This is a genomic window from Cupriavidus sp. FW305-F7, from assembly GCF_058782875.1.
In genome coordinates this window covers 20,464-46,573 of record NZ_JBYSYC010000039.1, presented here as the reverse complement: position 1 = coordinate 46,573, position 26,110 = coordinate 20,464, and the positions used below count along the sequence as shown (strand labels likewise).

The 26,110-nt window shown below is 67.4% G+C and carries 22 protein-coding genes and 1 tRNA gene; 16 read left to right on the top strand and 7 right to left on the bottom strand.

Going from position 1 to position 26,110, the window contains the following annotated elements; all coding sequences use genetic code 11:
- Positions 1 to 127 precede the first annotated feature (127 nt).
- From AC3WL8_RS29380 to AC3WL8_RS29355, 6 genes are all read left to right on the top strand, one after another.
- Positions 128 to 1,258 carry an ABC transporter ATP-binding protein gene (locus tag AC3WL8_RS29380; protein WP_013957317.1) on the top strand — a complete coding sequence of 377 codons (1,131 nt, stop codon included), beginning with the start codon at positions 128 to 130 and terminating at the stop codon, positions 1,256 to 1,258.
- Position 1,259: 1 nt separating this feature from the next.
- Positions 1,260 to 2,366, top strand: coding sequence for an ABC transporter ATP-binding protein (locus AC3WL8_RS29375; protein ID WP_013957316.1), 1,107 nt, complete (start codon positions 1,260 to 1,262; stop codon positions 2,364 to 2,366).
- Complete coding sequence (locus tag AC3WL8_RS29370; protein ID WP_013957315.1) at positions 2,363 to 3,247, top strand: carbohydrate ABC transporter permease; 885 nt, start codon at positions 2,363 to 2,365, stop codon at positions 3,245 to 3,247. Before AC3WL8_RS29375 ends, AC3WL8_RS29370 begins: the two co-directional genes overlap by 4 nt.
- Positions 3,240 to 4,070: a carbohydrate ABC transporter permease gene (locus AC3WL8_RS29365; protein WP_013957314.1), complete on the top strand. Its 831-nt coding sequence runs from the start codon at positions 3,240 to 3,242 to the stop codon at positions 4,068 to 4,070. Before AC3WL8_RS29370 ends, AC3WL8_RS29365 begins: the two co-directional genes overlap by 8 nt.
- Before the next feature lie 42 nt (positions 4,071 to 4,112).
- A complete protein-coding gene (locus tag AC3WL8_RS29360) occupies positions 4,113 to 4,421 on the top strand; it encodes a DUF2160 domain-containing protein (protein ID WP_013957313.1) in 309 nt (102 codons plus the stop codon).
- Between the two features lie 119 nt (positions 4,422 to 4,540).
- A complete protein-coding gene (locus AC3WL8_RS29355; protein ID WP_211982287.1) occupies positions 4,541 to 6,268 on the top strand; it encodes an ABC transporter substrate-binding protein in 1,728 nt (575 codons plus the stop codon).
- A 40-nt stretch (positions 6,269 to 6,308) separates the two neighbouring features.
- On the opposite strand, the gene AC3WL8_RS29350 is transcribed toward AC3WL8_RS29355, so the two are convergent.
- The gene (locus AC3WL8_RS29350; RefSeq protein WP_249221183.1) at positions 6,309 to 8,306 is read right to left on the bottom strand and encodes a sensor domain-containing diguanylate cyclase; all 1,998 of its coding nucleotides are present in this window, start codon (positions 8,304 to 8,306) and stop codon (positions 6,309 to 6,311) included.
- 310 nt (positions 8,307 to 8,616) lie between these two features.
- On the opposite strand from AC3WL8_RS29350, the gene AC3WL8_RS29345 reads away from it, so the two are divergent.
- On the top strand, positions 8,617 to 9,222 hold the full coding sequence (locus AC3WL8_RS29345; protein ID WP_211979917.1) for a cysteine hydrolase family protein: 606 nt from the start codon (positions 8,617 to 8,619) through the stop codon (positions 9,220 to 9,222).
- A gap of 720 nt (positions 9,223 to 9,942) precedes the next feature.
- Here AC3WL8_RS29345 and AC3WL8_RS29340 read toward each other — a convergent pair.
- From AC3WL8_RS29340 to AC3WL8_RS29315, 6 genes are all read right to left on the bottom strand, one after another.
- A complete protein-coding gene (locus AC3WL8_RS29340; protein WP_211979916.1) occupies positions 9,943 to 10,587 on the bottom strand; it encodes a hypothetical protein in 645 nt (214 codons plus the stop codon).
- A 1-nt stretch (position 10,588) separates the two neighbouring features.
- Positions 10,589 to 11,293 (bottom strand): VIT1/CCC1 transporter family protein, encoded by a 705-nt coding sequence (locus AC3WL8_RS29335; protein ID WP_211979915.1) that lies wholly within the window; start codon positions 11,291 to 11,293, stop codon positions 10,589 to 10,591.
- 272 nt (positions 11,294 to 11,565) lie between these two features.
- A tRNA-Val gene (locus AC3WL8_RS29330) sits at positions 11,566 to 11,640 on the bottom strand.
- Positions 11,641 to 11,730: 90 nt separating this feature from the next.
- Complete coding sequence (gene dnaQ, locus AC3WL8_RS29325) at positions 11,731 to 12,471, bottom strand: DNA polymerase III subunit epsilon (protein WP_211979914.1); 741 nt, start codon at positions 12,469 to 12,471, stop codon at positions 11,731 to 11,733.
- 49 nt (positions 12,472 to 12,520) lie between these two features.
- The gene (gene rnhA, locus AC3WL8_RS29320) at positions 12,521 to 12,958 is read right to left on the bottom strand and encodes a ribonuclease HI (RefSeq protein WP_013957305.1); all 438 of its coding nucleotides are present in this window, start codon (positions 12,956 to 12,958) and stop codon (positions 12,521 to 12,523) included.
- Positions 12,959 to 13,029: 71 nt separating this feature from the next.
- Complete coding sequence (locus tag AC3WL8_RS29315; RefSeq protein ID WP_211979913.1) at positions 13,030 to 13,830, bottom strand: methyltransferase domain-containing protein; 801 nt, start codon at positions 13,828 to 13,830, stop codon at positions 13,030 to 13,032.
- Positions 13,831 to 13,842: 12 nt separating this feature from the next.
- Between AC3WL8_RS29315 and gloB the strand changes: the two genes are divergently transcribed.
- The 9 genes from gloB (at position 13,843) to AC3WL8_RS29270 (ending at position 26,104) form a co-directional block, all read left to right on the top strand.
- Positions 13,843 to 14,643 (top strand): hydroxyacylglutathione hydrolase, encoded by an 801-nt coding sequence (gene gloB / locus AC3WL8_RS29310; RefSeq protein WP_211979912.1) that lies wholly within the window; start codon positions 13,843 to 13,845, stop codon positions 14,641 to 14,643.
- A gap of 142 nt (positions 14,644 to 14,785) precedes the next feature.
- Entirely contained in the window at positions 14,786 to 16,468 is a 1,683-nt protein-coding gene (locus tag AC3WL8_RS29305; protein WP_013957302.1) for a transglycosylase SLT domain-containing protein, read from the top strand.
- A gap of 184 nt (positions 16,469 to 16,652) precedes the next feature.
- Positions 16,653 to 18,545 (top strand): propionate--CoA ligase, encoded by a 1,893-nt coding sequence (locus AC3WL8_RS29300; protein WP_041228002.1) that lies wholly within the window; start codon positions 16,653 to 16,655, stop codon positions 18,543 to 18,545.
- A 171-nt stretch (positions 18,546 to 18,716) separates the two neighbouring features.
- A complete protein-coding gene (locus AC3WL8_RS29295; protein ID WP_153954719.1) occupies positions 18,717 to 21,071 on the top strand; it encodes a bifunctional salicylyl-CoA 5-hydroxylase/oxidoreductase in 2,355 nt (784 codons plus the stop codon).
- A complete protein-coding gene (locus tag AC3WL8_RS29290; RefSeq protein ID WP_013957299.1) occupies positions 21,068 to 21,871 on the top strand; it encodes an SDR family NAD(P)-dependent oxidoreductase in 804 nt (267 codons plus the stop codon). Before AC3WL8_RS29295 ends, AC3WL8_RS29290 begins: the two co-directional genes overlap by 4 nt.
- Positions 21,872 to 21,906: 35 nt before the next feature.
- Positions 21,907 to 22,758: an enoyl-CoA hydratase family protein gene (locus AC3WL8_RS29285; protein WP_013957298.1), complete on the top strand. Its 852-nt coding sequence runs from the start codon at positions 21,907 to 21,909 to the stop codon at positions 22,756 to 22,758.
- A gap of 6 nt (positions 22,759 to 22,764) precedes the next feature.
- A complete protein-coding gene (locus AC3WL8_RS29280) occupies positions 22,765 to 23,934 on the top strand; it encodes an acyl-CoA dehydrogenase family protein (RefSeq protein WP_013957297.1) in 1,170 nt (389 codons plus the stop codon).
- 59 nt (positions 23,935 to 23,993) lie between these two features.
- Positions 23,994 to 25,682 (top strand): AMP-binding protein, encoded by a 1,689-nt coding sequence (locus AC3WL8_RS29275; protein ID WP_211979911.1) that lies wholly within the window; start codon positions 23,994 to 23,996, stop codon positions 25,680 to 25,682.
- Positions 25,679 to 26,104: an acyl-CoA thioesterase gene (locus AC3WL8_RS29270; protein WP_013957295.1), complete on the top strand. Its 426-nt coding sequence runs from the start codon at positions 25,679 to 25,681 to the stop codon at positions 26,102 to 26,104. Before AC3WL8_RS29275 ends, AC3WL8_RS29270 begins: the two co-directional genes overlap by 4 nt.
- The last annotated feature ends 6 nt before the right edge of the window (positions 26,105 to 26,110 follow it).

The following is a 26,110-nucleotide window of genomic DNA, read 5'->3' as shown; positions in this document are numbered from 1 at the left end:
AACAAATGATGCAGTGCACTATTGTTTTAAGTTCGTTTTGTTGCTAAAACGAACGTAAAGCCAAGACTTGTGCGCCTGCATCGCGCCAAAGCTGTGATGCGGGAAGCATATCGAACATGGAGACCGGATGCAGCTACGTTTGGAAGGCGTCGCACAGCAGGCAGGTTCGCAGGCGTATCTCTATCCGATGACACTCGTGCCGGTTCCGGGCGCGGTGACCATCCTGCTGGGCGCCACGCAAGCGGGCAAGACGTCGCTGATGCGGGTGATGGCCGGGCTGGACCGGCCCAGCGCCGGCCGCGTGCTGGTCGACGGCCACGACGTGACCGGCATGCCGGTGCGCGAGCGCAATGTATCGATGGTCTACCAGCAGTTCATCAACTACCCGTCGCTCAAGGTGTTCGACAACATCGCCTCGCCGCTGCGGCTGCGGCGCAAGGCGCCGGCCGCAGAGATTGCCGCGCGCGTGCGCGAGTTGGCCGGGCGGCTGCATATCGACCACCTGCTGGACCGCTATCCGTCCGAGCTCTCCGGCGGGCAGCAGCAGCGCGTGGCACTGGCGCGCGCGCTGGCCAAGGAGGCGCCGCTGATGCTGCTGGACGAGCCGCTGGTCAACCTTGACTACAAGCTGCGCGAAGAACTGCGCGAGGAACTGGCGCAGCTGTTCGCGCATGGCGACGCCACCGTGATCTATGCCACCACAGAGCCCGGCGAAGCGCTGCTGCTGGGCGGGCATACCGCGGTGCTGGACGCCGGCGAACTGCTGCAGTACGGCCCGACACCCCAGGTCTTCCACTATCCCGATTCGCTGCGCGTGGCGCGTGCGTTCAACGATCCGCCGATGAACCTGGTCGAGGGCAGGCTGCAGGGCGGCTGGGTCACGCTGGCCGGCGATATCTCCGTGCCGGTGCCCGGCGCGGGCGGGCACGACGGCCCGGTCACGGTGGGGGTGCGCGCGTCGGCATTGCGCCTGGCCGGTGAGCCGGGTGCGGTGGCGGTGCCCGGGCGCGTGGCGCTGGCCGAGCTGTCAGGCTCGGACACCTTTGTCCACGCCGATACCCCGGTGGGCAACCTGGTGGCGCAGTTCGCCGGCGTGCTCGACCTGGCGCTGGGCGAGCCGCTGTCGCTGCATCTGCTGCCCGAGCAGATCTACCTGTTCGACGCCGACGGGCGCCGCATCCACGCGCCGCGCCGGCCGGGCGGGCTGGCCGCGGACGTGCCCGGCGGCGCGGCCGCGGCTGCCGGGGCAGGGGGCTGAGATGGCGCGCATCGACTTGGACCTGGCGCACTCCTATGTGCCGAATCCGCGTACCGACGAGGACTACGCGCTGCTGCCGCTGCAATTCACGTTCGAAGACGGCGGCGCCTATGCGCTGCTGGGCCCGTCCGGCTGCGGCAAGACCACGCTGCTGAACTGCATTTCCGGGCTGCTGCGGCCCTCGCAAGGCACCATCGCCTTCGACGGCCGCGACGTGACCGCTGCCACGCCGCAGGCGCGCAATATCGCCCAGGTGTTCCAGTTCCCTGTGATCTACGACACCATGACTGTCGGCGAGAACCTGGCCTTCCCGCTGCGCAACCGCGGCGTGCCGGAAGCCCAGGTGCGCGAGCGGGTAGGGCGCGTGGCCGAGATGCTGGACCTGTCGGCCACGCTCGATCGCCGCGCCAGCGGCCTGGCCGCGGACGCCAAGCAGAAGATCTCGCTGGGGCGCGGGCTGGTGCGCCAGGACGTGTCGGCCATTCTCTTCGACGAGCCGCTGACGGTGATCGACCCGCAGCTCAAATGGCAGCTGCGGCGCAAGCTCAAGGAAATCCATCACGAGTTCCGCCTGACACTGATCTACGTGACGCACGACCAGACCGAGGCGCTGACCTTTGCCGACCAGGTGGTGGTGATGTCGCGCGGCAAGGCGGTGCAGGTGGGGCCGGCCGATGCGCTGTTCGAGCGGCCCGCGCATACCTTCGTCGGGCATTTCATCGGCTCGCCGGGCATGAATTTCCTGACCGGGCAGTGGCGCGACGGCGCGGTCGAGCTGGCCGGGCGCCGCTACATGCCGGGGTTGTCGCCGTCAGTCGAAGCGGCGTTGCGCGAGGCCGGCAGCTTCCGCATCGGCGTGCGGCCCGAGTATCTGCGCCTGGCGCCGGAGAGCGACGCGCAGGCGGTGCCGGTGCGGGTCGAGCGCGCGCAGGATATCGGCACTTACTGGCTTCTGACTGGCGGCGTGCAGGAGGCGGGCGCACTGGCCGGCACGCTGCGCGCGCGGCTGGGTATCGAGGCAGCCGATCTGCGCCCGGGCGACACCGCCTGGCTGTCGGTGTTCAACCGCCATACCTGCTACTACGTCAACGAGGAACTGGTCCAATGAAGCCCGTCAACCAGAAGGCCTGGCTGCTGGTGTTGCCGGTGGTGGCGTGCGTGGCGTTCTCCGCCATCCTGCCGCTGATGACCATCGTCAACTACTCGGTGCAGGACATCATCTCGCCCGAGCGGCGCGTGTTTGTCGGCACTGAGTGGTTCCGCACTGTGCTGCGCGACGGCGAGCTGCACGACGCGCTGCTGCGCCAGCTCGGTTTCTCGCTGGCGGTGCTGCTGGTGGAGATCCCGCTGGGCATCCTGCTGGCTTTGTCGATGCCGGCCAGGGGCTGGAAGGCATCGGCGGTGCTGGTGATCATCGCGTTGTCGCTGCTGATCCCGTGGAACGTGGTCGGCACCATCTGGCAGATCTTCGGGCGCACCGATATCGGCCTGCTGGGAGCCGCGCTGGCGGCGATGGGCTTCGACTACAACTACACCGGCAGCGCCTTCGATGCCTGGATCACGGTGCTGGTGATGGACGTCTGGCACTGGACGCCGCTGGTGGCGCTGCTCTGCTACGCCGGCCTGCGCGCCATTCCCGACGCCTACTACCAGGCCGCGCAGATCGACGGCGCCTCGCGCCTGGCGGTGTTCCGCTATATCCAGCTGCCCAAGCTGCGCGGCGTGCTGATGATCGCGGTGCTGCTGCGCTTCATGGACAGCTTCATGATCTATACCGAGCCCTTCGTGCTGACCGGCGGCGGTCCCGGCAACGCCACCACCTTCCTGTCGCAGTACCTGACGCAGAAGGCCGTGGGCCAGTTCGACCTGGGCCCGGCGGCGGCGTTTTCCATCGTCTATTTCCTGATCATCCTGCTCATGTGCTTCATCCTCTATAACTGGATGCAGCGCGCGGGCACCGCCGGCAGCGAGGACATGCCCCATGGCTGAATTGCGCACCCCCGCCAACCGCGCCACCTGGTGGCGCGCGGGCTTCCTGCTGGTCTACCTGCTGTTTGCCATCGTGCCGATCTACTGGATGGTGAACATGTCGTTCAAGACCAATGAGGAGATCGTCTCCACGCTGTCGCTGTGGCCCGCGGAATTCACGCTGCAGCATTACAAGACCATCTTCACCGACCCGTCGTGGTATTCGGGCTACGTCAACTCGATGATCTACGTGGCGATGAACACGGTGATCTCGATCAGCGTGGCGCTGCCGGCGGCCTATGCCTTTTCGCGCTACCAGTTCATCGGCGACAAGCATGTGTTCTTCTGGCTGCTGACCAACCGCATGACACCGCCCGCGGTGTTCCTGCTGCCGTTCTTCCAGCTCTACAGCACCATCGGGCTGATGGATACCCACCTTGGCGTGGCGCTGGCGCACCTGGTCTTCAATGTGCCGCTGGCGGTGTGGATCCTGGAAGGCTTCATGTCGGGCGTGCCGCGCGAGATCGACGAGACCGCGTATGTCGATGGCTACTCGTTCCCGCGCTTCTTCCTGACCATCTTCCTGCCGCTGATCAAGGCCGGCGTGGGCGTGGCGGCGTTCTTCTGCTTCATGTTCAGCTGGGTGGAGCTGCTGCTGGCGCGCACGCTGACCTCGGTCAACGCCAAGCCCATCGTCGCCACCATGACGCGCACGGTGTCGGCATCGGGCATGGACTGGGGCGTGCTGGCCGCGGCCGGCGTGCTGACCATCGTGCCCGGCGGCATCGTGATCTGGTTCGTGCGGCACTACATCGCGAAGGGCTTCGCGATGGGCCGCGTGTAAGCGCACGGCGCAACCCTGATCACAACACAAGGAGACGGCGCAATGCTGAGCTGGATGGTCTGGACGACGCCGGTAGCGGTGTTCTTCGGCTGCATCGTGGTCATGCTGATCAGCATGACTATCTGGGAAATACGCGCGCCTTCGGTGCTGCGCAAGGGCTTCCTGCCGATCGCGACCACGCGTGGCGACCGGCTGTTTATCGGGCTGATGTGCGCCGCCTGGGTCAACCTGGCGTGGGTAGGACTGGGCGAGAAGGTCACCGCGTGGCTGTCGCTGTCCGAAGAGCCGTCGGTCTGGATCAGCTTCGGTGTATCGATGCTGGTGCTGGCGCTGATCATGCGCAAGGGCTAGCCGGGGATCGGAGGCATCACGGTTGGATGGAGGGTTTGCGGCTTATCCCTGCCCCGGGGCCGCCACCAGGACCATAGCCGGGGAGGGGAATTCTTGAGGAGACACCAATGAAAGTGCACGTGAAGTTGGGGATGTCAGCCCTTGCCTGCGCGGCTGCGCTGGCTTGCGGGTCCACCTGGGCAGGCGAGGCGGAAGCGAAGAAGTGGATCGACAATGAGTTCCAGCCCTCGTCGCTGGCCAAGGACAAGCAGCAGGCCGAAATGAAGTGGTTCATCGATGCCGCCGCCAAGCTCAGGGCCAAGGGTGTCACGCAGATCAGCGTCGTGTCTGAAACCATCACCACGCACGAGTACGAATCCAAGACGCTGGCTAAGGCGTTCGAGGAGATCACCGGCATCAAGGTCAAGCACGACCTAATCCAGGAAGGCGACGTGGTCGAGAAGCTGCAGACCTCGATGCAGTCCGGCAAGTCGATCTACGATGGCTGGATCTCTGACTCGGACCTGATCGGCACGCATTACCGCTACGGCTCGATCCTGCCGCTGACCGACTACATGAACGGCGCCGGCAAGGAATGGACCAACCCCGGCCTGGACGTGAAGGACTTTATCGGCACCAAGTTCACCACCGCGCCGGACGGCAAGCTGTACCAGCTGCCCGACCAGCAGTTTGCCAACCTGTACTGGTTCCGCGCCGACTGGTTTGCGCGCAAGGACCTGCAGGACAAGTTCAAGGCCAAGTACGGCTATGACCTGGGCGTGCCGACCAACTGGTCGGCCTATGAGGACATCGCCAACTTCTTCACCAACGACGTGAAGGAGCTCGACGGCAAGAAGGTCTATGGGCACATGGACTACGGCAAGAAGGACCCGTCGCTGGGCTGGCGCTTCACCGACGCCTGGCTGTCGATGGCCGGCACCGCCGACAAGGGCCTGCCCAACGGCATGCCGGTGGACGAGTGGGGCATCCGCGTCGCCGAGGACAAGTGCACGCCGGTCGGCGCCTCGGTGTCGCGCGGCGGTGCCACCAACAGCCCGGCGGCGGTCTATGCGCTGACCAAGTACATCGACTGGATGAAGAAGTACGCGCCGCCGCAGGCGATGGGCATGACCTTCTCCGAGGCCGGCCCGGTCCCCGCGCAAGGCCAGGTGGCGCAGCAGATCTTCTGGTACACCGCTTTCACCGCGGACATGACTAAGAAGGGGCTGCCGGTGGTCAACGCCGACGGCTCGCCCAAGTGGCGCATGGCGCCGTCGCCGTACGGCCCGTACTGGAAGCAGGGCATGCAGAACGGCTACCAGGACGTGGGCTCGTGGACCTTCTTCAAGAACACCGACCCCAACAAGCTGGCGGCCGCCTGGTTGTACGCGCAGTTCGTCACGTCCAAGACGGTCTCGCTGAAGAAGTCGCTGACCGGGCTGACCTTTATCCGCGACAGCGACATCCACCACGACTACCTGACCAAGAACGCGGCCAAGTACGGTGGGCTGGTCGAGTTCTACCGCAGCCCCGCGCGCGTGGCCTGGACGCCGACCGGCACCAACGTGCCCGACTATCCGAAGCTGGCCCAGCTGTGGTGGAAGAACGTGGCCACCGCGGTGACCGGCGAGAAGACGCCGCAAGCCGCCATGGACACGCTGGCCGAAGAGATGGACCAGGTCATGGCGCGGCTGCAACGCGCGGGCATGAGCAACTGCGCGCCCAAGCTCAACCCGAAGGGAGATCCGGGCAAGTGGCTGTCGAACGACCATGCGCCGTGGAAGAAGCTGGCCGACGAAAAGCCGAAGGGCGAGACCATTCCTTACGACAAGCTGCTGCAGGCGTGGAAGGAGGGGAAGGTGCGCTGAGGCGCCGAAGCGTTGATGCTGCCGGCGACGGTTGAATGCCTTACGTGGTCAAGTCCGATGTTTCCGATTGGGCCTCTGCCGCCGCCTGCACCGCATAACGCGCCTTGCCATGCCGCTTGGCCTCGTACAGCGCCATGTCGGCGTGCATGAACAACTCGCTCGCGGTCATGGTGTGGCGCGCGTCATGGATGGCCGAGCCGACGCTGGCCGAGGCCGCCAGCGTGTGACCGTCGATCACGAAGGGCAAGCGCGCGTCCTGCACGACGGTGTTGGCGATGGACGCCATGGCCTGGCGGTCGGCAACGCCGTCCAGGATCACAGCAAACTCATCGCCGCCGATGCGCGCGACCGCGTCGCCCTTGCGCACGCAGGCGCGCAGCCGCTGCGCAAAGGCGACCAGCAACTTGTCGCCCACCGGATGGCCAAAACTGTCGTTGACGCCCTTGAAGTCGTCCAGGTCCACCAGCAGCAGCGCCAGCGAGCGCCCGTCGGCGCTGGCGCGGGCCATGCATTCGGCCAGGCGCCGGTCGAAACCCTTGCGGTTGAGCAGGCCGGTGAGGTAGTCGGAGATGGTCTGCGCTTCCAGGCTGCGCAGTTTTTCGCGCTCATGGGTGACGTTGCGCCCGAACATGTGCAGGCCAATGACGGTGTCCTGGGCATCGTTCCAGGCCGGCTGGTAGGTGATCTCCATGCATTCGGTGCCGTCGGCGCTTTCCCGCGTAAAGGTAACTGACTGCCCGGCCCGGGCTTGTTCCAGGTACGGCTGGCAGGCCAGGTATTCCTGGGTGCCCCACAGTTCGCGCAGCGACAGCCCCACGATCTGCTGCGCCGGCACGCCATACCGCTGCGCATAGGCCTGGTTGACGAAGACATAGCGCTGCTGCATGTCGATGAACGAGACAAAGTCCGGCACATGATTGGCGATCGCCTCGATGCGCTTCTCGCTTTCGGCGGCGCGGTCCTTGGCCGCTTTCAGCGCGGCTTCGCGCTCCGACAACTGCGCCACCACCTCGGCGAAGGTCACGGCCAGTTCGCCGATCTCGTCGGCACGGCCGGCGGGCAGGTCCGCCACCGCTGCCGGGTTGGTGCCGATCTGGCGCACGGCGCGGTGCAGCCGCTGCAGCGGTTCAAGCAGCCGGCGCATGACCAGCCACATCATCGCGGCGGCAAGCAGCATGGTGATGGCGCCGATGACCAGGGTCCGTTGGCGCACCGCGACCAGCGGCGCGTAGGCTTCGGCTGCCGGCAGGACCGCCACCACCTCCCAGCCGTTGGATGCCAGCAGGTAGCGCGCCACGATCGGCTGCGTCGGCGTCAGGATTTCCAGGAAGGCGGGGGCGTGGTCGGCGCCGCAGGCTTCGCCGAGCGCGCGTGCGGGGCTCAGCACGCGGGCAACGTCCGGATGCATTGCATAGCGGGGATTGGTGCCGGCGGAAACCAGGCAGAAGCTGCCGGTGGTGCCCACGCGGCTGTGCGCAAGCTCGCGCAGGAAGTTGCTGTCCGCGAGGTTCAGGACGCCCCCAAGCACGCCGCGCAACTCGCCACCCGGCCCGTGCAGCGGCACTGCCAGCACCACGCCGGGGGCATTGGTCTGCTTGCCCTGGATCAGGTCCGACACCGCGAACGCCTGGCCCTGCTGGATATCGCGGAAGTAATCGCGATCGTCCACGCGCAGGCGCACGCCATCCGGCACGGCGGTGCTGAACACCAGGTGCCCGTCGGGCGCGGCCAGGAAGACGGCGTTGAAGGCCTCGGGCATTTCCACCAGGCCTTCCACGGCCCGGCGCAGCTCGGCCGGCTTTGCCGAAAGCATGGGGGAGAGCTGGCGCGCCACGCGCCGCAGGACGGCGGCCCGGCCCTGCAGTTTTTCATCGAGTTGCTCGGCCACCATCTTGACCAGCGTGTCCTGCTGCGTCTGCTGCAGGGTCTTCAGGCCGTCGTAGGCGTAGTACTGCGCGTAGAGCGCGCGCAGCACGATGATCAGCGTCACCACACCCGCCGTGGCGAACGCCATCCGGTACTTCAAAGAGTGCTGCATGATTGACTTATTTCTTGTGCGCACTGACCCGTATTCCCGTCCCGGCCGCATCGTGTTGCCGACCCGAGATTCCTGTCCGGGACGTGAAATCAAGATTAGCAGATGTCAAGATGAAATTCGCAACTGTTTGCAACCGCGTGCCCGGCTGTACGCGTAACGTGCCTGCCGCGCTACAGGGAAGGGCGTGGCCGGTGGCGAGATCGCCACGCGCACTCATGCACGGATTCCGGCTTGGCATTAGCATGCGGGATGGCCCGCGATGTGGCAGGCCCGTCTCGCGGTTCCTGATTCCTTCCAGCCCAAAACGCCAATGACTACACCGACTACGCTGCTTGACCTGGCCGGCGCCAGCCGCACCCCTTCCGCCTGGGATGCCGCCGTCCTGATCCTGATCGACCATCAACGCGAATACGTCGACGGCCGCCTGCCGCTGGTCGGCATGCCCGCGGCCGTGGCTGCCTGCGCGCAGTTGCTGGCGCTGGCGCGCAGCCACGGCACGCCGGTGATCCATGTCGCGCATCACGGGCGGCCGGGCAGCAAGGCGTTCGATCCGACCGGGCCGTATGCCGCCTTCATCGAAGGGGTGGGGCCGCAGGCCGGTGAGATTACCGTCACCAAGGGCTTGCCCAACAGCTTCGCCGACACCACCCTGGCCGACGAGCTAGCCAGGCTCGGCCGCAAGGAGCTGATCGTGGCCGGCTTCCAGACGCATATGTGTGTCAGCGCCACGGTGCGCTCGGCGCTCGACCACGGTTATCGCAGCACCGTGGTGGCCGCTGCCTGCGCCACGCGCGACCTGCCTGACCCGCTCGGCGGCCCCGCGGTACCTGCGGCCGATCTTCACCGCAGCACGCTGGCCGCGTTGAATGACCGCTTTGCCACGGTCGTTGCAGACGCAGGGGCCTGGCACGGCTAAGCAGCGATGGGCCAGGTGCGCACGCGCAGCACGGTATGGTCGCCGCGGCGTCAATTCCAGCGCGGTCCGCACGCCCCGCCGGGTGATCGGCGCGACAAAGCGTGCCGTGTCCGCTGCCGCAGCGAGCCGCAGCGCATCGCCAGCCGCAGGATATGCAGCGGCACGAACCGCGGCTCGTGTCCGCCAGCGCGGCCAGCGTGAAGTGCAGCGGCTGCCGGGCCAGTGCGATGAAGCGCCCGCGCAGCCGCGCCAGCGTTGTCGCGGGCGCTGCCAGTCCTTCGCCCTCGGCGCCGCTGCGCGTCATGCCGCGCACACGCGGCTGCCACAGCGTGCCGGCAACCAGCAGCGGTGCGCGCCCCGCGCCATCTGCACCCACGCATGCATCGAGCGCCACGACCGCGCCCGCCAGGTCATAGGTGGACGCCACCGAGGCAAAGCTGCGGTGGTAGCCGATGATGCAATCCAGGTCTTCGTCATAGACCGGCCGCGCATCGCGCGGCACGCGCGCCGGGCGCATCTCGAACCAGCCGGCACTGACCGGGTTGCGGCCGGTCCAGGGCAGGGCGGGTTCTGTTTCGGTCGCGGTGGGGAGGCAGGCGGATGGCAAGGCGTGCTCCGGTGCAGGTCGGAGCAGTCAAGGTAGCCGGCAGGTGAGTGGCCGGAAATGAGATAAGCCTTGTCGCTGGCAACGGAAAGGTTGCGTCGCGACGTGGCTGTGGCCTAGAAGCTCACGCCCAGCGAAAGGATCGCGACCTGGTCCGTCGAGCCCGGGTTGAACCAGTAGAAGCCCGCCGTGAACCTGCGCACCGTGACCTGGAAAAAGCCGCCTCGCTGGAGTTCGCGGTCTCTCCCGTAGATCCGGGTGCGTTGCGCGACCAGGCCCAGCCTCAGCCATTCGACCGGGCGGAAGCCAAGTTCACTCCAGGCGTAGAGATAGCCCGGTTCCTCGCCGCGCGCGTCCAGGTATTCGGCTTCGATGTAGTAGTCGAACTTGCTCACTGCCACGCTGGCCTCGATCCCGCCGATCAGGCCGTGGGTGGAGCCCCCCACGAAGCCAACGATGGGTGTCGCCTTGAACTGGATGGTTTCGCCGCCCGAGAAGGTCCAGCCGATGAAGGCTGACTGCGAATGGACTGCCTCGTAGTTGCTTCTTGCCTCGAGGTGAAGCTGCTTCCTTTCCGCGATGAAGATGCCGGAGAGGTAGTCGCCGCTCTGGCGCGGCATGTTCCAGTAGCCTGTTGCCGAGAAGGTCCAGGGTGAGCCGGCCGCCTGCCCGGCGGCATCCGGCGCGGGCTGGGGCGGCTCCTGTGCCTGTACCGCGCCCGCGCCAAGGGCGGTGGCAAGCAGCAGGATCGCGCCTCGCATCTCAGCCGCCCAGCGCGATGATGGCGATGGTCATGACGACGCCCAGCGCCGTCATGGCTGCGCCAGTGACCCAGCCGCCAAAGCCGGCATAGTGGCCCAGCGCCCACCCGGCGACGAACAGCATGGCCAGGGTTAGCCCGCGCGAGATCAGCAGCGCCAGTCTGACGTTGTCCAGCAGTACGAACGGCAGTGCGACCGGAAACGTGGTCAGCACAACGATAAAGAAGATGCGCACGGCACCCAGCAGGTCGGCCATGTTCAGGCGGGGGCGGGGCGGCAGCGCCGGGGCGGCGGCAAGCCGTGCCCGCATGGCTTCCAGTTCCTTGTCGGTGACCAGCGACTTCGTTGCGCGAGGCAGCGCATCGCGAATCAGGCCGATCGCAGTGGCCCGGTCGCTAGCATTCCTGACGGCAAGCGCCAGGGAGATCCGCTGGCCGCGGCTTGCCAGCGTACGGATCAGGAACATGACCGCGTCCACCATGCCCCAGGCCAGGTTGCAGCCCAGCGCGGCATGCATCATGGTGCGGCTGGCATCCGGGCCGCCCGTGCCGCTCGACACCGCGCCGACAAAAGTGAGCGCCATGAACAGGCCGAAGCACATCTCGGAGACGCGGTCGACCACGTCCAGCACCGGCTCCCGTGTCTGCGCATCCTCCGGTGGCACGGTCGCGCCGGCATGGATCGTCGTCCTGGGTGAATCGGGCATGGCGGACTCCCGAAAGCTGCGTCGATGATCGGATGGGCGATAGGGATGGCCCGGTGGGGGCGAGGGCGACTGTGCCTGCCAGGCCTGTCGTTCTGTGGACAAGTATGCGCGCCAGGCGCAAATATGCCAGGCCAGCCTGCCTTGATTGGCGTCGTGAACCACGGTTTTCCGGGGAGGGTAGAAAACCTGGGCAAACGCCGGACAACAAAAAACCCAGAGAGCTTGCGCTGTCTGGGTTTCCTGGCAACTTAGGCAGTTGCTCGCCATTTGTCTGGTGGGTGGTACAGGGATTGAACCTGTGACCCCTGCCGTGTGAAGGCAGTGCTCTACCGCTGAGCTAACCACCCCTGTCTGCGTCGTCGTTGCCGTCGTGCAGCAGAGAAATGAGATTATGCAGAGGTCTCTGTATCTTGTAAAGCCCTTTTTGAACTTTTTTGTCAGGCAGCCAGGCTTCCGGGTGCTTCCGCCGGGGCCTCCTGCCACACAGTCTTGCCGCCGCTGGCCTTGTCCAACCCCTTGAGCAGGGCGAGGTGGGCCTGTTGTTCTTCATCGGTGGCGCGCAGCACCGGCAGGGCCAGGCGCGACAGGTCGGCGCTGGCGATGGCGCCGCCTGCGCCCGCCGTGCTGTCGTGCATGTCGATCACCAGCGAATCCTGGCCGCGCGTCATGGCCAGGTAGACCTCGGCCAGCAGCTCGGCATCCAGCAGGGCGCCGTGCAGCGTGCGGTGGGCGTTGCTGATGCCCAGGCGGTCGCACAGGGCGTCGAGCGAGTTGCGCTTGCCGGGGAACATCTGGCGGGCTTCGCGCAGGGTATCGATCACATTGCCGGCATGCTGGCGGAACGGCGGCAGGCCCAGCAGCTGGAATTCCATGTCGAGGAAACCCAGGTCGAACGGCGCGTTGTGGATGATCAGCTCGGCATCCTGGACGAACTCGCGGATGTCGTTGACGACTTCTGCAAAGCGGGGCTTGTCGGCCAGGAACTCGACCGTGATGCCGTGCACGGCGATCGCGCCCTCGTCGATATCGCGTTCCGGGTTGACGTAGAAGTGCAGGTGGCGCCCCGTCAGGCGGCGGTTCATCAGCTCGACGCAGCCGATTTCGATCAGGCGGTCGCCGGTGGCGGCACTCAGGCCGGTGGTTTCGGTGTCGAGAACGATTTGTCGCATGGCGGGCATTCTAGCGGAGCGGCGCGGGCGCTCCGCGGTTTCTTGTTAGCGAAAGGGATCAGCGGCCGATCGATTCGACGCCGCGGTTGGCCAGCGCGTCGGCACGTTCGTTGCCGGGGTGGCCGTTGTGGCCGCGCACCCAGTGCCAGGAGATCTGGTGCGGCTGCGCCAGGGTGTCCAGCTCCTGCCACAGGTCGGCGTTCTTGACCGGCTTCTTGTCGGCGGTCTTCCAGCCGCGGGCCTTCCAGCCGGGCAGCCATTCGCTGATGCCCTTCTGGACATACTGCGAGTCGGTATAGACACGCACGACGCAGGGCCGCTTGAGCGCGCGCAGCGCTTCGATCACGGCGGTCATTTCCATGCGGTTGTTGGTGGTGTTGGGCTCGCCGCCGAACAGTTCTTTCTCGCTGGTGCCGGCGATGAGCACCGCGCCCCAGCCGCCGCGGCCGGGATTGCCCTTGCAGGCGCCGTCGGAGTAGATCGTGACTTCTTGCATGTGATTCCATGGTGGCCACCCGCCGGGCGGGTGGCGCATTGAAGGGGGCAGGAGAAGGGCGCTGGACCGCGTCAGCGCTCTTTGCCGGGGGTCTTGCCGTGCGTGCCGGTGGGTGTGGCCACGGGCGATGACACCGGGGCCAGTGCCGGCTTGCTCTTCCAGGCCGGGCCGACCAGGCGGATATTGCGCACGCGCTTGATCGCCGAGATCATATAGACCGCGCCGAAGATCGGCCACCAGCGGTCGCCGGCCTTTTCCATGAAGGCGGCGCGCTGCAGCCAGCGGTCGGTGCGGTAGGGCGGGCAGTAGCAGCCAAAGCGGCCGCGGATGATATCGAAGCCGAGCAGCTTGAGCCAGTCCTTGATGCGCACAAAGCCGATCTGCTGCGCGTCCGTCGGCAGGAAGGGCGTGGCGCCGAGCCGGTTCATGCCCTGGCGCGCGCCCCACAGGCTCATCGGGTTGAAGCAGGTGACCACCACGCGCCCCTCGGGCATCAGCACCCGCGAGACCTCGCGCAGCACTTCGTGCGGGTCTTCGGCGAATTCCAGGATGTGGGGCAGGGTGACCAGGTCGATGCTCTGGGTGTCGAACGGCAGCTCGTCGAAGCGGCACAGCAGCTGGCGCGCGTCGGGATGTGCGGCACGCGGCCCGTGCGGTCCGCTGGAAGGGTCCAGCGCCAGCGCCGAGAACGGCATCCGGTTCTCGCGCAGGGTGTCAATATAGGGCAGGCCCATCTGAACCGCGTGGTAGCCGAAGATGTCGGTCACGGTCCGGTCGTACTGCTGCGCCTCCCAGCGCAGCATGTACTCACCGGGCGGCGAGGCCAGCCAGTCTTCCCAGCTTACAATCGAATGATTGGGACGATTGGACATAGGAGCATGCGCATGTTGAAGGTTGAGCCGATCCCGGCGTTCCAGGATAACTATATCTGGGCCATCCACGACGGGCGTCACGCCGCCGTGGTCGATCCCGGCGAGGCCGCGCCGGTGGAGCGCTTCCTGGCGCGAAACGGTCTGGCTCTGGGCGCTATTGTAATCACCCATCACCACGGCGATCACCAGGGCGGGGTGGCCGAGCTGCTGGCGGCGCACCCGCGCACGCCGTCGGGCGCGCCGATGCCGGTGCTGGGGCCGGCTGGCGAACGCATCGGCGGGCGCACCCAGGCTCTGCGCGAAGGCGATGTCGTGACGCTGCAGACGCCGGCGCTGACGCTGCGCGTGCTGGACGTGCCCGGGCACACCGCCGGCCATATCGCCTATGTGGGTGACCTGGGCGAAGCCGGCCCGGCGGTCTTCTGCGGCGATACCCTGTTCGCCAGTGGCTGCGGGCGTCTGTTCGAAGGCACGCCGGCGCAGATGCTGGACTCGCTCGACAAGCTGGCGGCGCTGCCGGGTGATACCCGCGTCTATTGCGCGCACGAATATACGCGCAGCAATGTGCGCTTTGCGCGGGCGGTGGAGCCGGCCAATGCCGCGCTGGCGGCGTGGGAGCAGCGGGTTGACGCGCTGCGCGCGGCGGACCGGCCGACGCTGCCGACCACCATCGCCCATGAGCGCGAGGTCAATCCCTTCCTGCGCTCGCGCGAGCCGGCGGTACGGGCGGCAGTGGCGGCGCAGGGCGGGGCCGCCACGGGCGATGCGCAGGCGTTCGGTGCGCTGCGCGGCTGGAAGGACAATTTCCGCTGAGCGCTGCCCGGCCTGCCGGGCCTTGCGCCGCAAGGCTTTCCGGCTGCCCGTCGGAGATTGGCTATATGGAAAATCTGATTGACGCGATACGCGGTTTTTTTTAGCATCACGCATCCTTTTGGCGTCGCGATTCGAGAACTTAATGAAAATTGGTCGATTACTGGCGGTGGTCGCGTGCGCCGCGCTGCTTGCAGCGTGCGCCAGCACCCCCACGCCGCCTGATGGCGCCTATGGCGCCGCGACCGCCCAGACCGCCAAGCGCCAGGACCCGCTCAATTCGCTCAGCGACAAATCGGCGCTTTCTTCCGCTTCCACGATCAATGTCGACCAAGGTGGCCTGGACTGGCTGCGCGGCCCGTCCAACGACATCTGGGACCGCATCCGGCGCGGCTTTGCCATGCAGGACCTGGAGGGTACGCTGGTCGATGACCGCACCCAGTGGTATGCGCAGCGGCCGGAATACATGGAGCGGATGGTCGGGCGCTCAAGCCGCTACCTGTACCACATCGTAGAAGAGCTGGAACGGCGCAAGATGCCGACCGAGCTGGCGCTGCTGCCGTTCGTCGAGAGCGCGTTCAATCCGCAGGCCCAGTCCACTGCCAAGGCAGCGGGCATGTGGCAGTTCATCCCGAGCACCGGCAGGTCGTACAACCTGAAGCAGAACATGTTCCGCGACGAGCGCCGTGACGTGCTGGCCTCGACTGATGCCGCGCTGGACTACCTGGCGCGGCTTTATGACATGTTCGGCGACTGGCACCTGGCGCTGGCGGCGTACAACTGGGGCGAGGGCGCGGTGTCGCGCGCGATTGCGCGCAACCAGGCGCGCGGGCTGCCGACCGACTACGCCAGCCTGCCCATGCCGAATGAGACGCGCTACTACGTGCCGAAGCTGCAGGCGGTCAAGAACATCATCGCCAACCCGGCCGCGTATAACGTCAAGCTGCCCGAGATCCCGGACCATCCGTACTTTGTCACGGTGACCACCTCGCGCGATATTGACGTGAACCTGGCGGCAAAGCTGGCGGACATGTCGGTGGAGGAGTTCAAGGCGCTCAACCCGTCGTTCAATCGGCCGGTGATCCTGGGCGCGTCCAACCCGCAGATCCTGCTGCCGTTCGATAACGCCGAGCGCTTCCAGTACAACCTGAACACCTACCGCGGCGGGTTGTCGAGCTGGTCGGCGGTGACGGTGGACAGCCGCGAGCGCATCGAAGCGCTGGCGGCACGGCTGAATGTCGACGCCGATACGCTGCGCGAGATCAACAGCATCCCGAAGGGCATGCGCCTGAAGGCAGGCTCGACCGTGATGATTCCGCGCTCGGGCCGCCACGACCAGGATATCAGCGCGACCCTGGCCGACAGCGCCATGCTGGCGATGGAGCCTGATTTGCCGGATGCGCGCCGCGTGGTGGTGCGTGCCAGCCGGCGGGACACCGTGGCCTCGGTGGCGCGGCGCTATGGCGTCTCGGCGGGACAGGTGCAGTCGTGGAACAAGCTCTCCGGCACCAAGCTGGTCGCCGGGCAGAGCCTGGTGCTGATGGTGCCGGTGCGCGGCGCCGGCGCGGTGCGGGCGGCGCGGGCCGAACAGGCTGACCGTGCCGAGCGCGCGGAGCATTCCGAGCGCGCCGAGCGAAGCAGCAAGGGCGGCATCGTGCGGACCTCGGCCAAGGGCAAGGCGGAGCCGCGCAAGCGCATCACCGTCGAGGCCTCGTCGCGGCACACGGCAGCCAAGGCGGCGCCGGCGCGCGCGGCGCGCGAGTCCAAGCCGGGGCCGACCGTCAAGGCGTCGGCCAAGGCCGGCACCAAGGGGGCCAAGGCTCGCTGACAAATGCGGGCGCCGGCTGGTCCGGCGCACGGCGCAAGAAGGGGCGATGCCGTCGGCACGCCCCTTTTTTTTCATGTGCCAGGCCCCGGCGCCCACCCCTCTCCGAATCTGTGTCCACGCGCACCCGCGCCGGTGGCAAACTACGGTCATCATCACAATGACCGCAGACGCGGAGGAGACAGACATGACGGCAAGCCATGCCGTGCATGCCCGTTCGCTGGCCGACCCCGAGGGGTTCTGGGCTGAACAGGCGGCGCGCATCGACTGGGAAACCCCGTTCGTCCAGGTGCTCGACAACAGCCGCGCGCCCTTTACGCGCTGGTTCGTCGGCGGGCGCACCAACCTGTGCCACAACGCGGTCGACCGCCACCTGGCGGCCCGCGCCAGCCAGCCGGCGCTGCACTGGGTCTCGACCGAGACCGACCAGGCCCGCACCTATACCTACGCCGAGCTGCACGACGAGGTCAGCCGCATGGCTGCGACCCTGCAGGGCCTGGGCGTGCAGAAGGGCGACCGCGTGCTGATCTACATGCCGATGATCCCGGAAGCCGCCTTTGCCATGCTGGCGTGCGCGCGCATCGGCGCGATCCATTCGGTGGTGTTCGGCGGCTTTGCCTCGGTCAGCCTGGCCGCGCGCATCGAGGATGCCCGGCCGCGCGTGGTGGTCAGCGCCGACGCCGGCTCGCGCGCCGGCAAGGTGGTGCCCTACAAGCCGCTGCTGGACGAGGCCATCCGACTCTCGTCGCACCAGCCCGGGAAGGTGCTGCTGGTGGACCGGCAACTGGCGCAAATGCCCCGTACCGAGGGCCGCGACGAGGACTATGCCGCCTGGCGCGAGCGCGTGGCCGGCGTGCAGGTGCCGTGCGTGTGGCTGGAATCGAGCGAGCCGTCGTACGTGCTCTACACCTCCGGCACCACTGGCAAGCCCAAGGGCGTGCAGCGCGATACCGGCGGCTACGCGGTGGCGCTGGCCACGTCGATGGAGTACATCTTCTGCGGCAAGCCCGGCGACACCATGTTCACCGCATCGGACATCGGCTGGGTGGTGGGGCACAGCTATATCGTCTATGGCCCGCTGTTGGCCGGCATGGCCACGCTGATGTATGAAGGCACGCCGATCCGCCCGGACGGCGGCATCCTGTGGCGGCTGGTGGAGCAATACAAGGTCAACCTGATGTTCAGCGCGCCGACCGCGATCCGCGTGCTGAAGAAGCAGGACCCGGCCTGGCTGACCCGCTACGACCTGTCCAGCCTGCGCCTGCTGTTCCTGGCCGGCGAGCCGCTGGACGAGCCCACCGCGCGCTGGATCCAGGACGGCCTGGGCAAGCCGGTGGTCGACAACTACTGGCAGACCGAATCCGGCTGGCCGATCCTCGCGATCCAGCGCGGCATCGAGGCGCTGCCGCCTAAGCTGGGCTCGCCCGGCGTGCCGGCCTATGGCTATGACCTGAAAATCGTCGACGAGAACACCGGCGCGGAATGCCCGCCTAACCAGAAGGGTGTGGTCGCCATCGATGGCCCGTTGCCGCCCGGATGCATGAGCACCGTGTGGGGCGATGACGACCGCTTCGTGCGCACTTACTGGCAGGCGGTGCCGAACCGGCTGTGCTATTCCACCTTCGACTGGGGCGTGCGCGACGCCGACGGCTACGTCTTTATCCTGGGCCGCACCGATGACGTGATCAACGTGGCCGGCCACCGGCTGGGCACCCGCGAGATCGAGGAAAGCCTGTCGTCCAACTCCGCCGTGGCCGAGGTGGCGGTGGTGGGCGTGCAGGACGCGCTCAAGGGGCAGGTGGCGATGGCATTCTGCATCGCCCGCGATCCGGCGCGCACGGCCACGGCCGAAGCGCGGCTGGCATTGGAAGGCGAGTTGATGAAGACGGTGGAGCAGCAACTGGGTGCCGTGGCGCGGCCGGCGCGCGTATTCTTTGTCAATGCGCTGCCCAAGACCCGCTCCGGCAAGTTGCTGCGGCGCGCCATGCAGGCAGTGGCCGAAGGGCGCGACCCGGGCGACCTGACCACGATCGAGGACCCGGGTGCGCTGGAACAGTTGCAGGCAGCGCTGAAAGGCTAGACGGCGGGTTGAGGGCGTGGCGCTGTGGGTGCCTTGCGGGGCACTCCGCATCCCACCCTTGCCATCGGCCGTGATGCAGTCTAATATTTGAAGCATAAAATATTTAGACATCATCTAGATGGCGGTGTGATCCTGGCAAAGGTGCCCGGCGCAGCCGGCAGGAGGCGACAGATGCGAGTGCTTTGTATTGGTGGTGGCCCGGCGGGCCTGTACTTCGGCCTGCTGATGAAGCTGCAGGATCCGGCCAACGAGGTCATCGTGGTCGAGCGCAACCGGCCCTACGACACCTTCGGCTGGGGCGTGGTGTTCTCTGACGCCACCATGGACAACCTGAAGGAAGCCGACCCGGTCAGCGCCGCCGAGATCAACGCGGCCTTCAACCACTGGGACGATATCGACATCCATATCGGCGGGCGCACCATCCGCTCCGGCGGCCATGGCTTTATCGGCATCGGCCGCAAGCGCCTGCTCAATATCCTGCAGGCGCGCTGCGAGGCGCTGGGCGTGAAGCTGGTGTTCGAGACCGACGTGTCCGACGACCAGGCGCTGGCGATGCAATACCAGGCCGACCTGGTGATCGCCTCGGACGGCCTGAACAGCCGCATCCGCACCCGCTACGCCGACACGTTCCAGCCTGACATCGACACGCGCCAGTGCCGCTTTGTCTGGATGGGCACGCACAAGCTGTTCGACGCCTTCACCTTTGCCTTCGAGAAGACCGAGCACGGCTGGTTCCAGGCGCACGCCTACCGCTTTGACGACACCACCTCGACCTTTATTGTCGAGGCCCCGGAGTCAGTCTGGCGTGCGGCGGGCATCGAGCAGATGAGCCAGGAAGAGGGCGTGGCCTACTGCGAGCGCCTGTTCGCGCGCTACCTCGACGGCAACAAGCTGATCACCAATGCGGCGCACCTGCGCGGCTCGGCGATCTGGATCCGCTTCCCCCGCGTGATCTGCCGCCAATGGGTGCATTGGAACACCTTGCCCGACGGCCGCCGCGTGCCGGTGGTGCTGATGGGCGATGCCGCGCACACCGCGCATTTCTCGATCGGTTCGGGCACCAAGCTGGCGTTGGAAGATGCCATTGACCTCGCCGAAGAGATCCGTGGCAGGGGTCATGACGGCCTGCCCGATGCACTGTCGCGCTACGAAGCCACGCGCGGCGTGGAAGTGCTGAAGATCCAGAACGCGGCGCGCAACTCGACCGAATGGTTCGAGAACGTCGAGCGCTACGCGGGCAGCCTGCCGCCGGAGCAGTTCGCCTATTCCCTGCTGACGCGCTCGCAGCGCATCTCGCATGAGAACCTGCGCGTGCGCGATGCGGACTACGTGGCGCAGTTCGAGCACTGGCTGGCGCGGCAGGCCGGCGTGCAACCGGAGAGCCTGCAACTGCGCGAGCACCTGCCGCTGCCGCCGATGTTCACGCCGTTCCGCATGCGCGGCGTCACGCTGAAGAACCGCGTGGTGGTGTCGCCGATGGCGATGTATTCGTGCACCGACGGCGTGCCCGGCGACTTCCACCTGGTCCACCTGGGTTCGCGCGCGCTGGGCGGCGCCGGCATGGTGGTGGCGGAGATGACCTGCGTGTCGCCCGATGCGCGCATCACGCCGGGATGCCCGGGTTTGTGGAACGACGCACAGCGCGACGCCTGGCGCCGCATCGTCGACTTCGTGCATGCTAACAGCGATGCCCGCATCGCCATGCAGATCGGCCACTCGGGCCGCAAGGGCTCGACGCAGCTCGGCTGGGAGGCAATGGACCATCCGCTGCCGGAAGGCAACTGGCCGGTGATCTCGGCCTCGCCGCTGCCTTACCTGCCGGGCGAGTCGCAGACCCCGCGCGAGATGACGCGCGCAGACATGGAGCGTGTGCGCGATGACTTCGTCGCCAGCGCGCGCCGCGCCGCCGAGGCCGGCTTCGACTGGCTGGAGCTGCACTGCGCGCACGGCTACCTGCTGTCGAGCTTTATCTCGCCGCTGACCAATACGCGGGAAGATGAATACGGCGGTTCGCTGGCCGCGCGGCTGCGCTACCCGCTCGAGGTGTTTGCCGCGGTGCGTGCGGTGTGGCCGGAACACAAGCCGATGTCGGTGCGCATCTCGGCGCACGACTGGGTCGAAGGCGGCATCACCCCCGACGACGCGATCGAGATCGCACGCGCCTTCAAGGCCGCCGGCGCCGACATGATCGACTGCTCGTCGGGCCAGGTCAGCCCGGACCAGGCGCCGGTCTACGGCCGCATGTACCAGACCCCGTTTGCCGACCGCATCCGCAACGAGGCCGGCATCGCCACCATTGCCGTGGGCGCGATCTTCGAGGCCGACCACGTCGACTCGATCATCGCCGCGGGCCGTGCCGACCTGTGCGCGATCGCGCGGCCGCACCTGGCCAACCCGGCCTGGACGCTGCAGGAAGCGGCGCGCATCGGCTATCGCGATATCGCCTGGCCCAAGCAGTACCAGGCCGGCAAGCGGCAACTGGAAACCAACCTGGAACGCGCCGCGGCGCAGGAGAAGCAGGGATGACGCGCAGCACGGGTTCACTGTCAGGGCGCCACGCACTGGTCACCGGCGGCGGGCGCGGCATCGGCGCGGCCATCGCGCGCCGGCTGCTGGCCGACGGCGCCAGCGTGACGCTGCTGGGCCGCGATGCCGGCGCGTTGCAGGCGACCGTGCAAGCGCTGCGTAAGCTTGCTCCCGCAGGCGCCGTGGTCTCCCTTGTCACGGCCGATATCGCCGATGCCGGCAGCGTGGCGCGCGCCTTTGCCGCCGCCGCCGAGCAGGCCGGCCCGGTGTCGATGCTGGTCAACAATGCCGGCCAGGCGCACAGCGCACCGTTCCTGAAGACCGATGCCGGGCTGTGGCAGCGCATGCTGGATGTGAACCTGACCGGCACCTTCCTGTGCACGCAGGCGGCGCTGCCGGCGATGCTCGATGCGGGCTGGGGCCGCATCGTCAATGTGGCGAGCACGGCCGGCCTGATCGGCTACGGCTATGTCAGCGCCTATTGCGCGGCCAAGCATGGGGTGATCGGCCTGACGCGCGCGCTGGCGCTGGAAACCGCGGCCAAGGGCGTGACCGTCAATGCGGTCTGCCCGGGCTATACCGAAACCGACATCGTGCGCGACGCGGTGGCCAATATCGTCGGCAAGACCGGCCGTACCGAGGAACAGGCGCGCGCCGAGCTGGCCGCACGCAATCCGCAACGGCGGCTGGTGCAGCCCGAGGAAGTGGCCGACGCGGTGGCCTGGCTGTGCCAGCCATCCGCGGCCGCGATCACCGGCCAGGCGATCCCCGTCGCCGGCGGCGAAGTGATGGCGGGCTGAACCTCACCGACTGCAACAGACAACGAGAGAAACCCATGACAGAGATCGCACTCGACATGCGCCACCACAAGCGCAGCTTTGCCGGCTACCAGCCGAAGCACTTCCTGTGGTCGGTGTCCGGCGACGGCAAGGTCGGCACCGTGACGCTGAACCGGCCGGAGCGCAAGAACCCGCTGACTTTCGATTCCTATGCCGAGCTGCGCGACCTGTTCCGCGGCCTGTGCTATGCCAGCGACATCAAGGCGGTGGTGGTGACGGGCGCCGGCGGCAACTACTGCTCGGGCGGCGACGTGCACGAGATCATCGGGCCTCTCACGCGCATGACCATGCCTGAGCTGCTCGACTTCACGCGCATGACCGGCGACCTGGTCAAGGCCATGCGCGCCTGCCCGCAGCCGGTAGTCAGCGCGGTCGACGGCATCTGCGCCGGCGCCGGCGCGATGATGGCGCTGGCTTCCGACATGCGCCTGGGCACGGCGCAGGCCAAGACCGCGTTCCTGTTCACGCGCGTCGGCCTGGCCGGCGCCGACATGGGCGCGTGCACGCTGCTGCCGCGCGTGATCGGGCAGGGGCGTGCCAGCGAACTGCTCTACACCGGCCGCTCGATGAGCGCGGAAGAGGGCCTGCAGTGGGGCTTCTTCAATGCGCTGCATCCGTCCGAAGCGGTGCTGGCCCAGGCCCATGCGCTGGCCGCGCAACTGGCCGCTGGCCCGACCTTTGCCCACGGCGTGACCAAGAAGCTGCTGCACCAGGAATGGAACATGGGGCTCGACGAGGCCATCGAGGCCGAGGCCGAAGCCCAGGCCATCTGCATGCAGACGCGCGACTTCCGCCGCGCCTACGAGGCCTTCGTCGCCAAGACCAAGCCGGTGTTCGAAGGGGACTGAAGCGCCATGTCCGACAAGACCTATCTCGACCTGCCGCTGTTCGACGACGCGCACCGCACACTGGAGCGCGAACTGGACGCCTGGTGCGCGCAACACCTCCATGTCGACCACAGCGATACCGACGCCGCCTGCCGCGCGCTGGTGCGCCAGCTGGGCGAGGCCGGCTGGCTGCGCTATTGCGTGCCGGCCGCGCACGGCGGCGCGCTGCCGGCGCTGGATTCACGCTCGCTGTGCCTGCTGCGCGAAACCCTGGCGCGCCATGACGGCCTGGCCGATTTTGCCTTTGCCATGCAGGGGCTGGGCTCGGGCGCGATCTCGCTGGCCGGCAGCGCTGCGCTGCGCGCGCATTACCTGCCGCGCGTGGCCCGCGGCGAGGCGATTGCCGCGTTTGCACTGTCCGAGCCGGAGGCCGGTTCCGATGTGGCCGCCATGCAGTGCAGCGCACGGCTGTCGGACGACGGCAGCCACTATGTGATCGACGGCGCCAAGACCTGGATTTCCAACGGCGGCATTGCCGACTTCTACTGCGTGTTCGTGCGCACCGGCGAGGCGCCGGGCGCGCGCGGCATCTCCGCCTTCGTGGTGGATGCGGATACGCCAGGCCTGACCATCGCCGAGCGCATCGACGTGATGGCGCCGCACCCGCTCGCCACGCTGCGTTTCGACAACTGCCGCGTGCCCGTGGGCAACCGGCTGGGCGAAGCGGGGCAGGGCTTCAAGGTGGCGATGATGACGCTCGACATCTTCCGTGCCTCGGTTGCGGCGGCGGCGCTGGGCTTTGGCCGCGCCGCGCTGGACGATGCACTGGCGCGCGCCTGCGCGCGTCCGATGTTCGGCGGCGTGCTGGCCGACCTGCAGCTGACCCAGGCCGCCATCGGCGACATGGCCACCGCGATCGATGCCGCGGCGCTGCTGACCTACCGCGCGGCCTGGCTGCGCGATGTCAAGGGCCAGCGCACCACGCGCGAGGCGGCCATGGCCAAGATGGTGGCGACCGAGAACGCGCAGCAGGTGATCGACCGTGCGGTGCAGATGTTCGGCGGCCTGGGCGTCAAGGTCGGCACGCGGGTGGAAAGCCTGTACCGCGAGATCCGCTCGCTGCGTATCTATGAAGGCGCCACCGAAGTGCAGAAGCTGATCATTGCACGCGAGACGCTGGCCGGGCGCAAAGCCTGACGCGCCCGCGAGCTACCCACGAACTGCCGTACCGATACAGAGCAGACAGGAGACAAGCCATGGCGACCACAGCCCACCTCGATACCTTCGCGCGCGACCGCCTGCCGCCGCCCGAAATGTGGCCGGTGTTCCGCTTCAATGCCGATACCGACTACCCGGAGCGGATGAATGCCGCGGTGGAGCTGCTAGACCGCCACGTGCGCGAAGGCCGCGGCGAGCGCATCGCCATCCGCCATCGCCGCGACGGACAGATAGAGACGGTCACGTATGCGCAGCTGGCGGCGCTGGTGAACCGCATCGCCCATGTGCTGGTCGAGGACATGCAACTGGTGCCCGGCAGCCGCGTGCTGCTGCGCGGACCCAACAACCTGATGATGGCCGCCAGCTGGCTGGCCACGCTCAAGGCTGGCCTGGTCGCGGTGCCGACCATGCCGCTGCTGCGCGCCAAGGAGCTGAAGCAGATCATCGACAAGGCCCAGGTCGGCGCCGCGCTGTGCGATGCGCGGCTGCGCGAGGAGCTCGAAGCCAACCAGCAGGAGGGCGGCGAATTCCACTGCCCGAGCCTGGCGCGCACGCTGTACTTCAACGGTGAAGGCGAGGGTTCGCTGGAGGCGGCGCTGGCGGGCAAGCCGGATGCCTTCGCGGCCTGCGACACCGCCAGCGACGATGTCTGCCTGATCGCCTTTACCAGCGGCACCACCGGCCAGCCCAAGGGCACCATGCACTTCCATCGCGACGTGCTGGCCATGTGCGACCTGTTCCCGCGCCACGTGCTGTGCCCGCAGCCCGACGACGTGTTCTGCGGCACGCCGCCGATCGCGTTCACCTTCGGGCTGGGCGGCATGCTGTGTTTCCCGCTGCGCATCGGCGCCAGCGCCGTGCTGGCCGAGAAGCTGACGCCAGAGACGCTGCTCGGGTTGATCCAGGATTTCCGCGCCACCATCGTCTTTACCGCGCCCACCTTCTACCGGCAGATGGCAACGCTGGCGCCGCGCTATGACCTGTCCAGCCTGAAGAAGAGCGTGTCGGCCGGCGAAGCCCTGCCGGACGCCACGCGCCAGAGCTGGAAGGCGGCCACCGGCATCGAGATGACCGACGGCATCGGCGGCACGGAGATGATGCATATCTTTATCTCCAGCGCCGGCGCCGAGGTCAGGCCGGGCGCGATCGGGCGGGTGGTGCCGGGCTATGTCGCGCAGATCGTCGACGAGAACATGCAGCCCCTGCCGCCGGGACAGGTCGGCAAGCTGGCGGTGCAGGGGCCGACCGGCTGCCGCTACCTGGACGATCCGCGCCAGTCCAACTATGTGAAGGCGGGCTGGAACCTGCCGGGCGATACCTTCTTCGTCGACGAGGACGGCTACTACTTCTACCAGGCGCGTTCGGACGACATGATCATCTCGGCCGGCTACAACATCGCCGGGCCGGAGGTGGAAAGCGCACTCATGCAGCACGAGGCAGTGGCCGAATGCGGTGTGGTCGGTGCGCCCGACGACGGGCGCGGCCAGGTGGTGATGGCCTATGTGGTGCTGCGCGAGGGCGTGGCGGCGGACGACGCTACCCGCACCGCGCTGCAGGACTACGTGAAGCGCCAGATCGCACCCTACAAGTATCCGCGCCGCATTGTGTTCGTGCCGGCGCTGCCGCGCACCGAGACCGGCAAGCTGCAGCGCTTCCGGCTGCGGCAGATGGCGGAGCAGGGCAATGGCGGTGGCAATGGCGGCACTAACCAGGCGGGGAAGCCATGAGCCCCGTGTTCCGCAGCACCGTCCTGGTGCGCTTCAAGCACTGCGACGCCGCGGGCATCGTGTTCTACCCGCGCTATTTCGAGATGCTCAACGATCTGATCGAAGACTGGTTTAGCGAGGCGTTGGGCTGGCCCTTCGATGCCATGCATGGCGAGGGCCACGCGGGCGTGCCGACCGCCGAGCTGGAGTGCCGCTTCCTGGCGCCGAGCCGGCTGGGCGAGGTGCTGACACGGGAGCTGCGCGTGCTGAAGCTGGGTCAGTCCAGCTTTACCCTCGCGATCCGCTTCGCCGGCCCGCATGACGATACCCGCATGGAAGTGACGCAGCGGCTGGTCTGCGTCGATACCGGCTCGATTGCTCCGCAGCCGTTGCCCGATGCCGTGCGCGAGGCCATGTCGTCCTACCTGGTCGCGACGGCTTGAATCCCG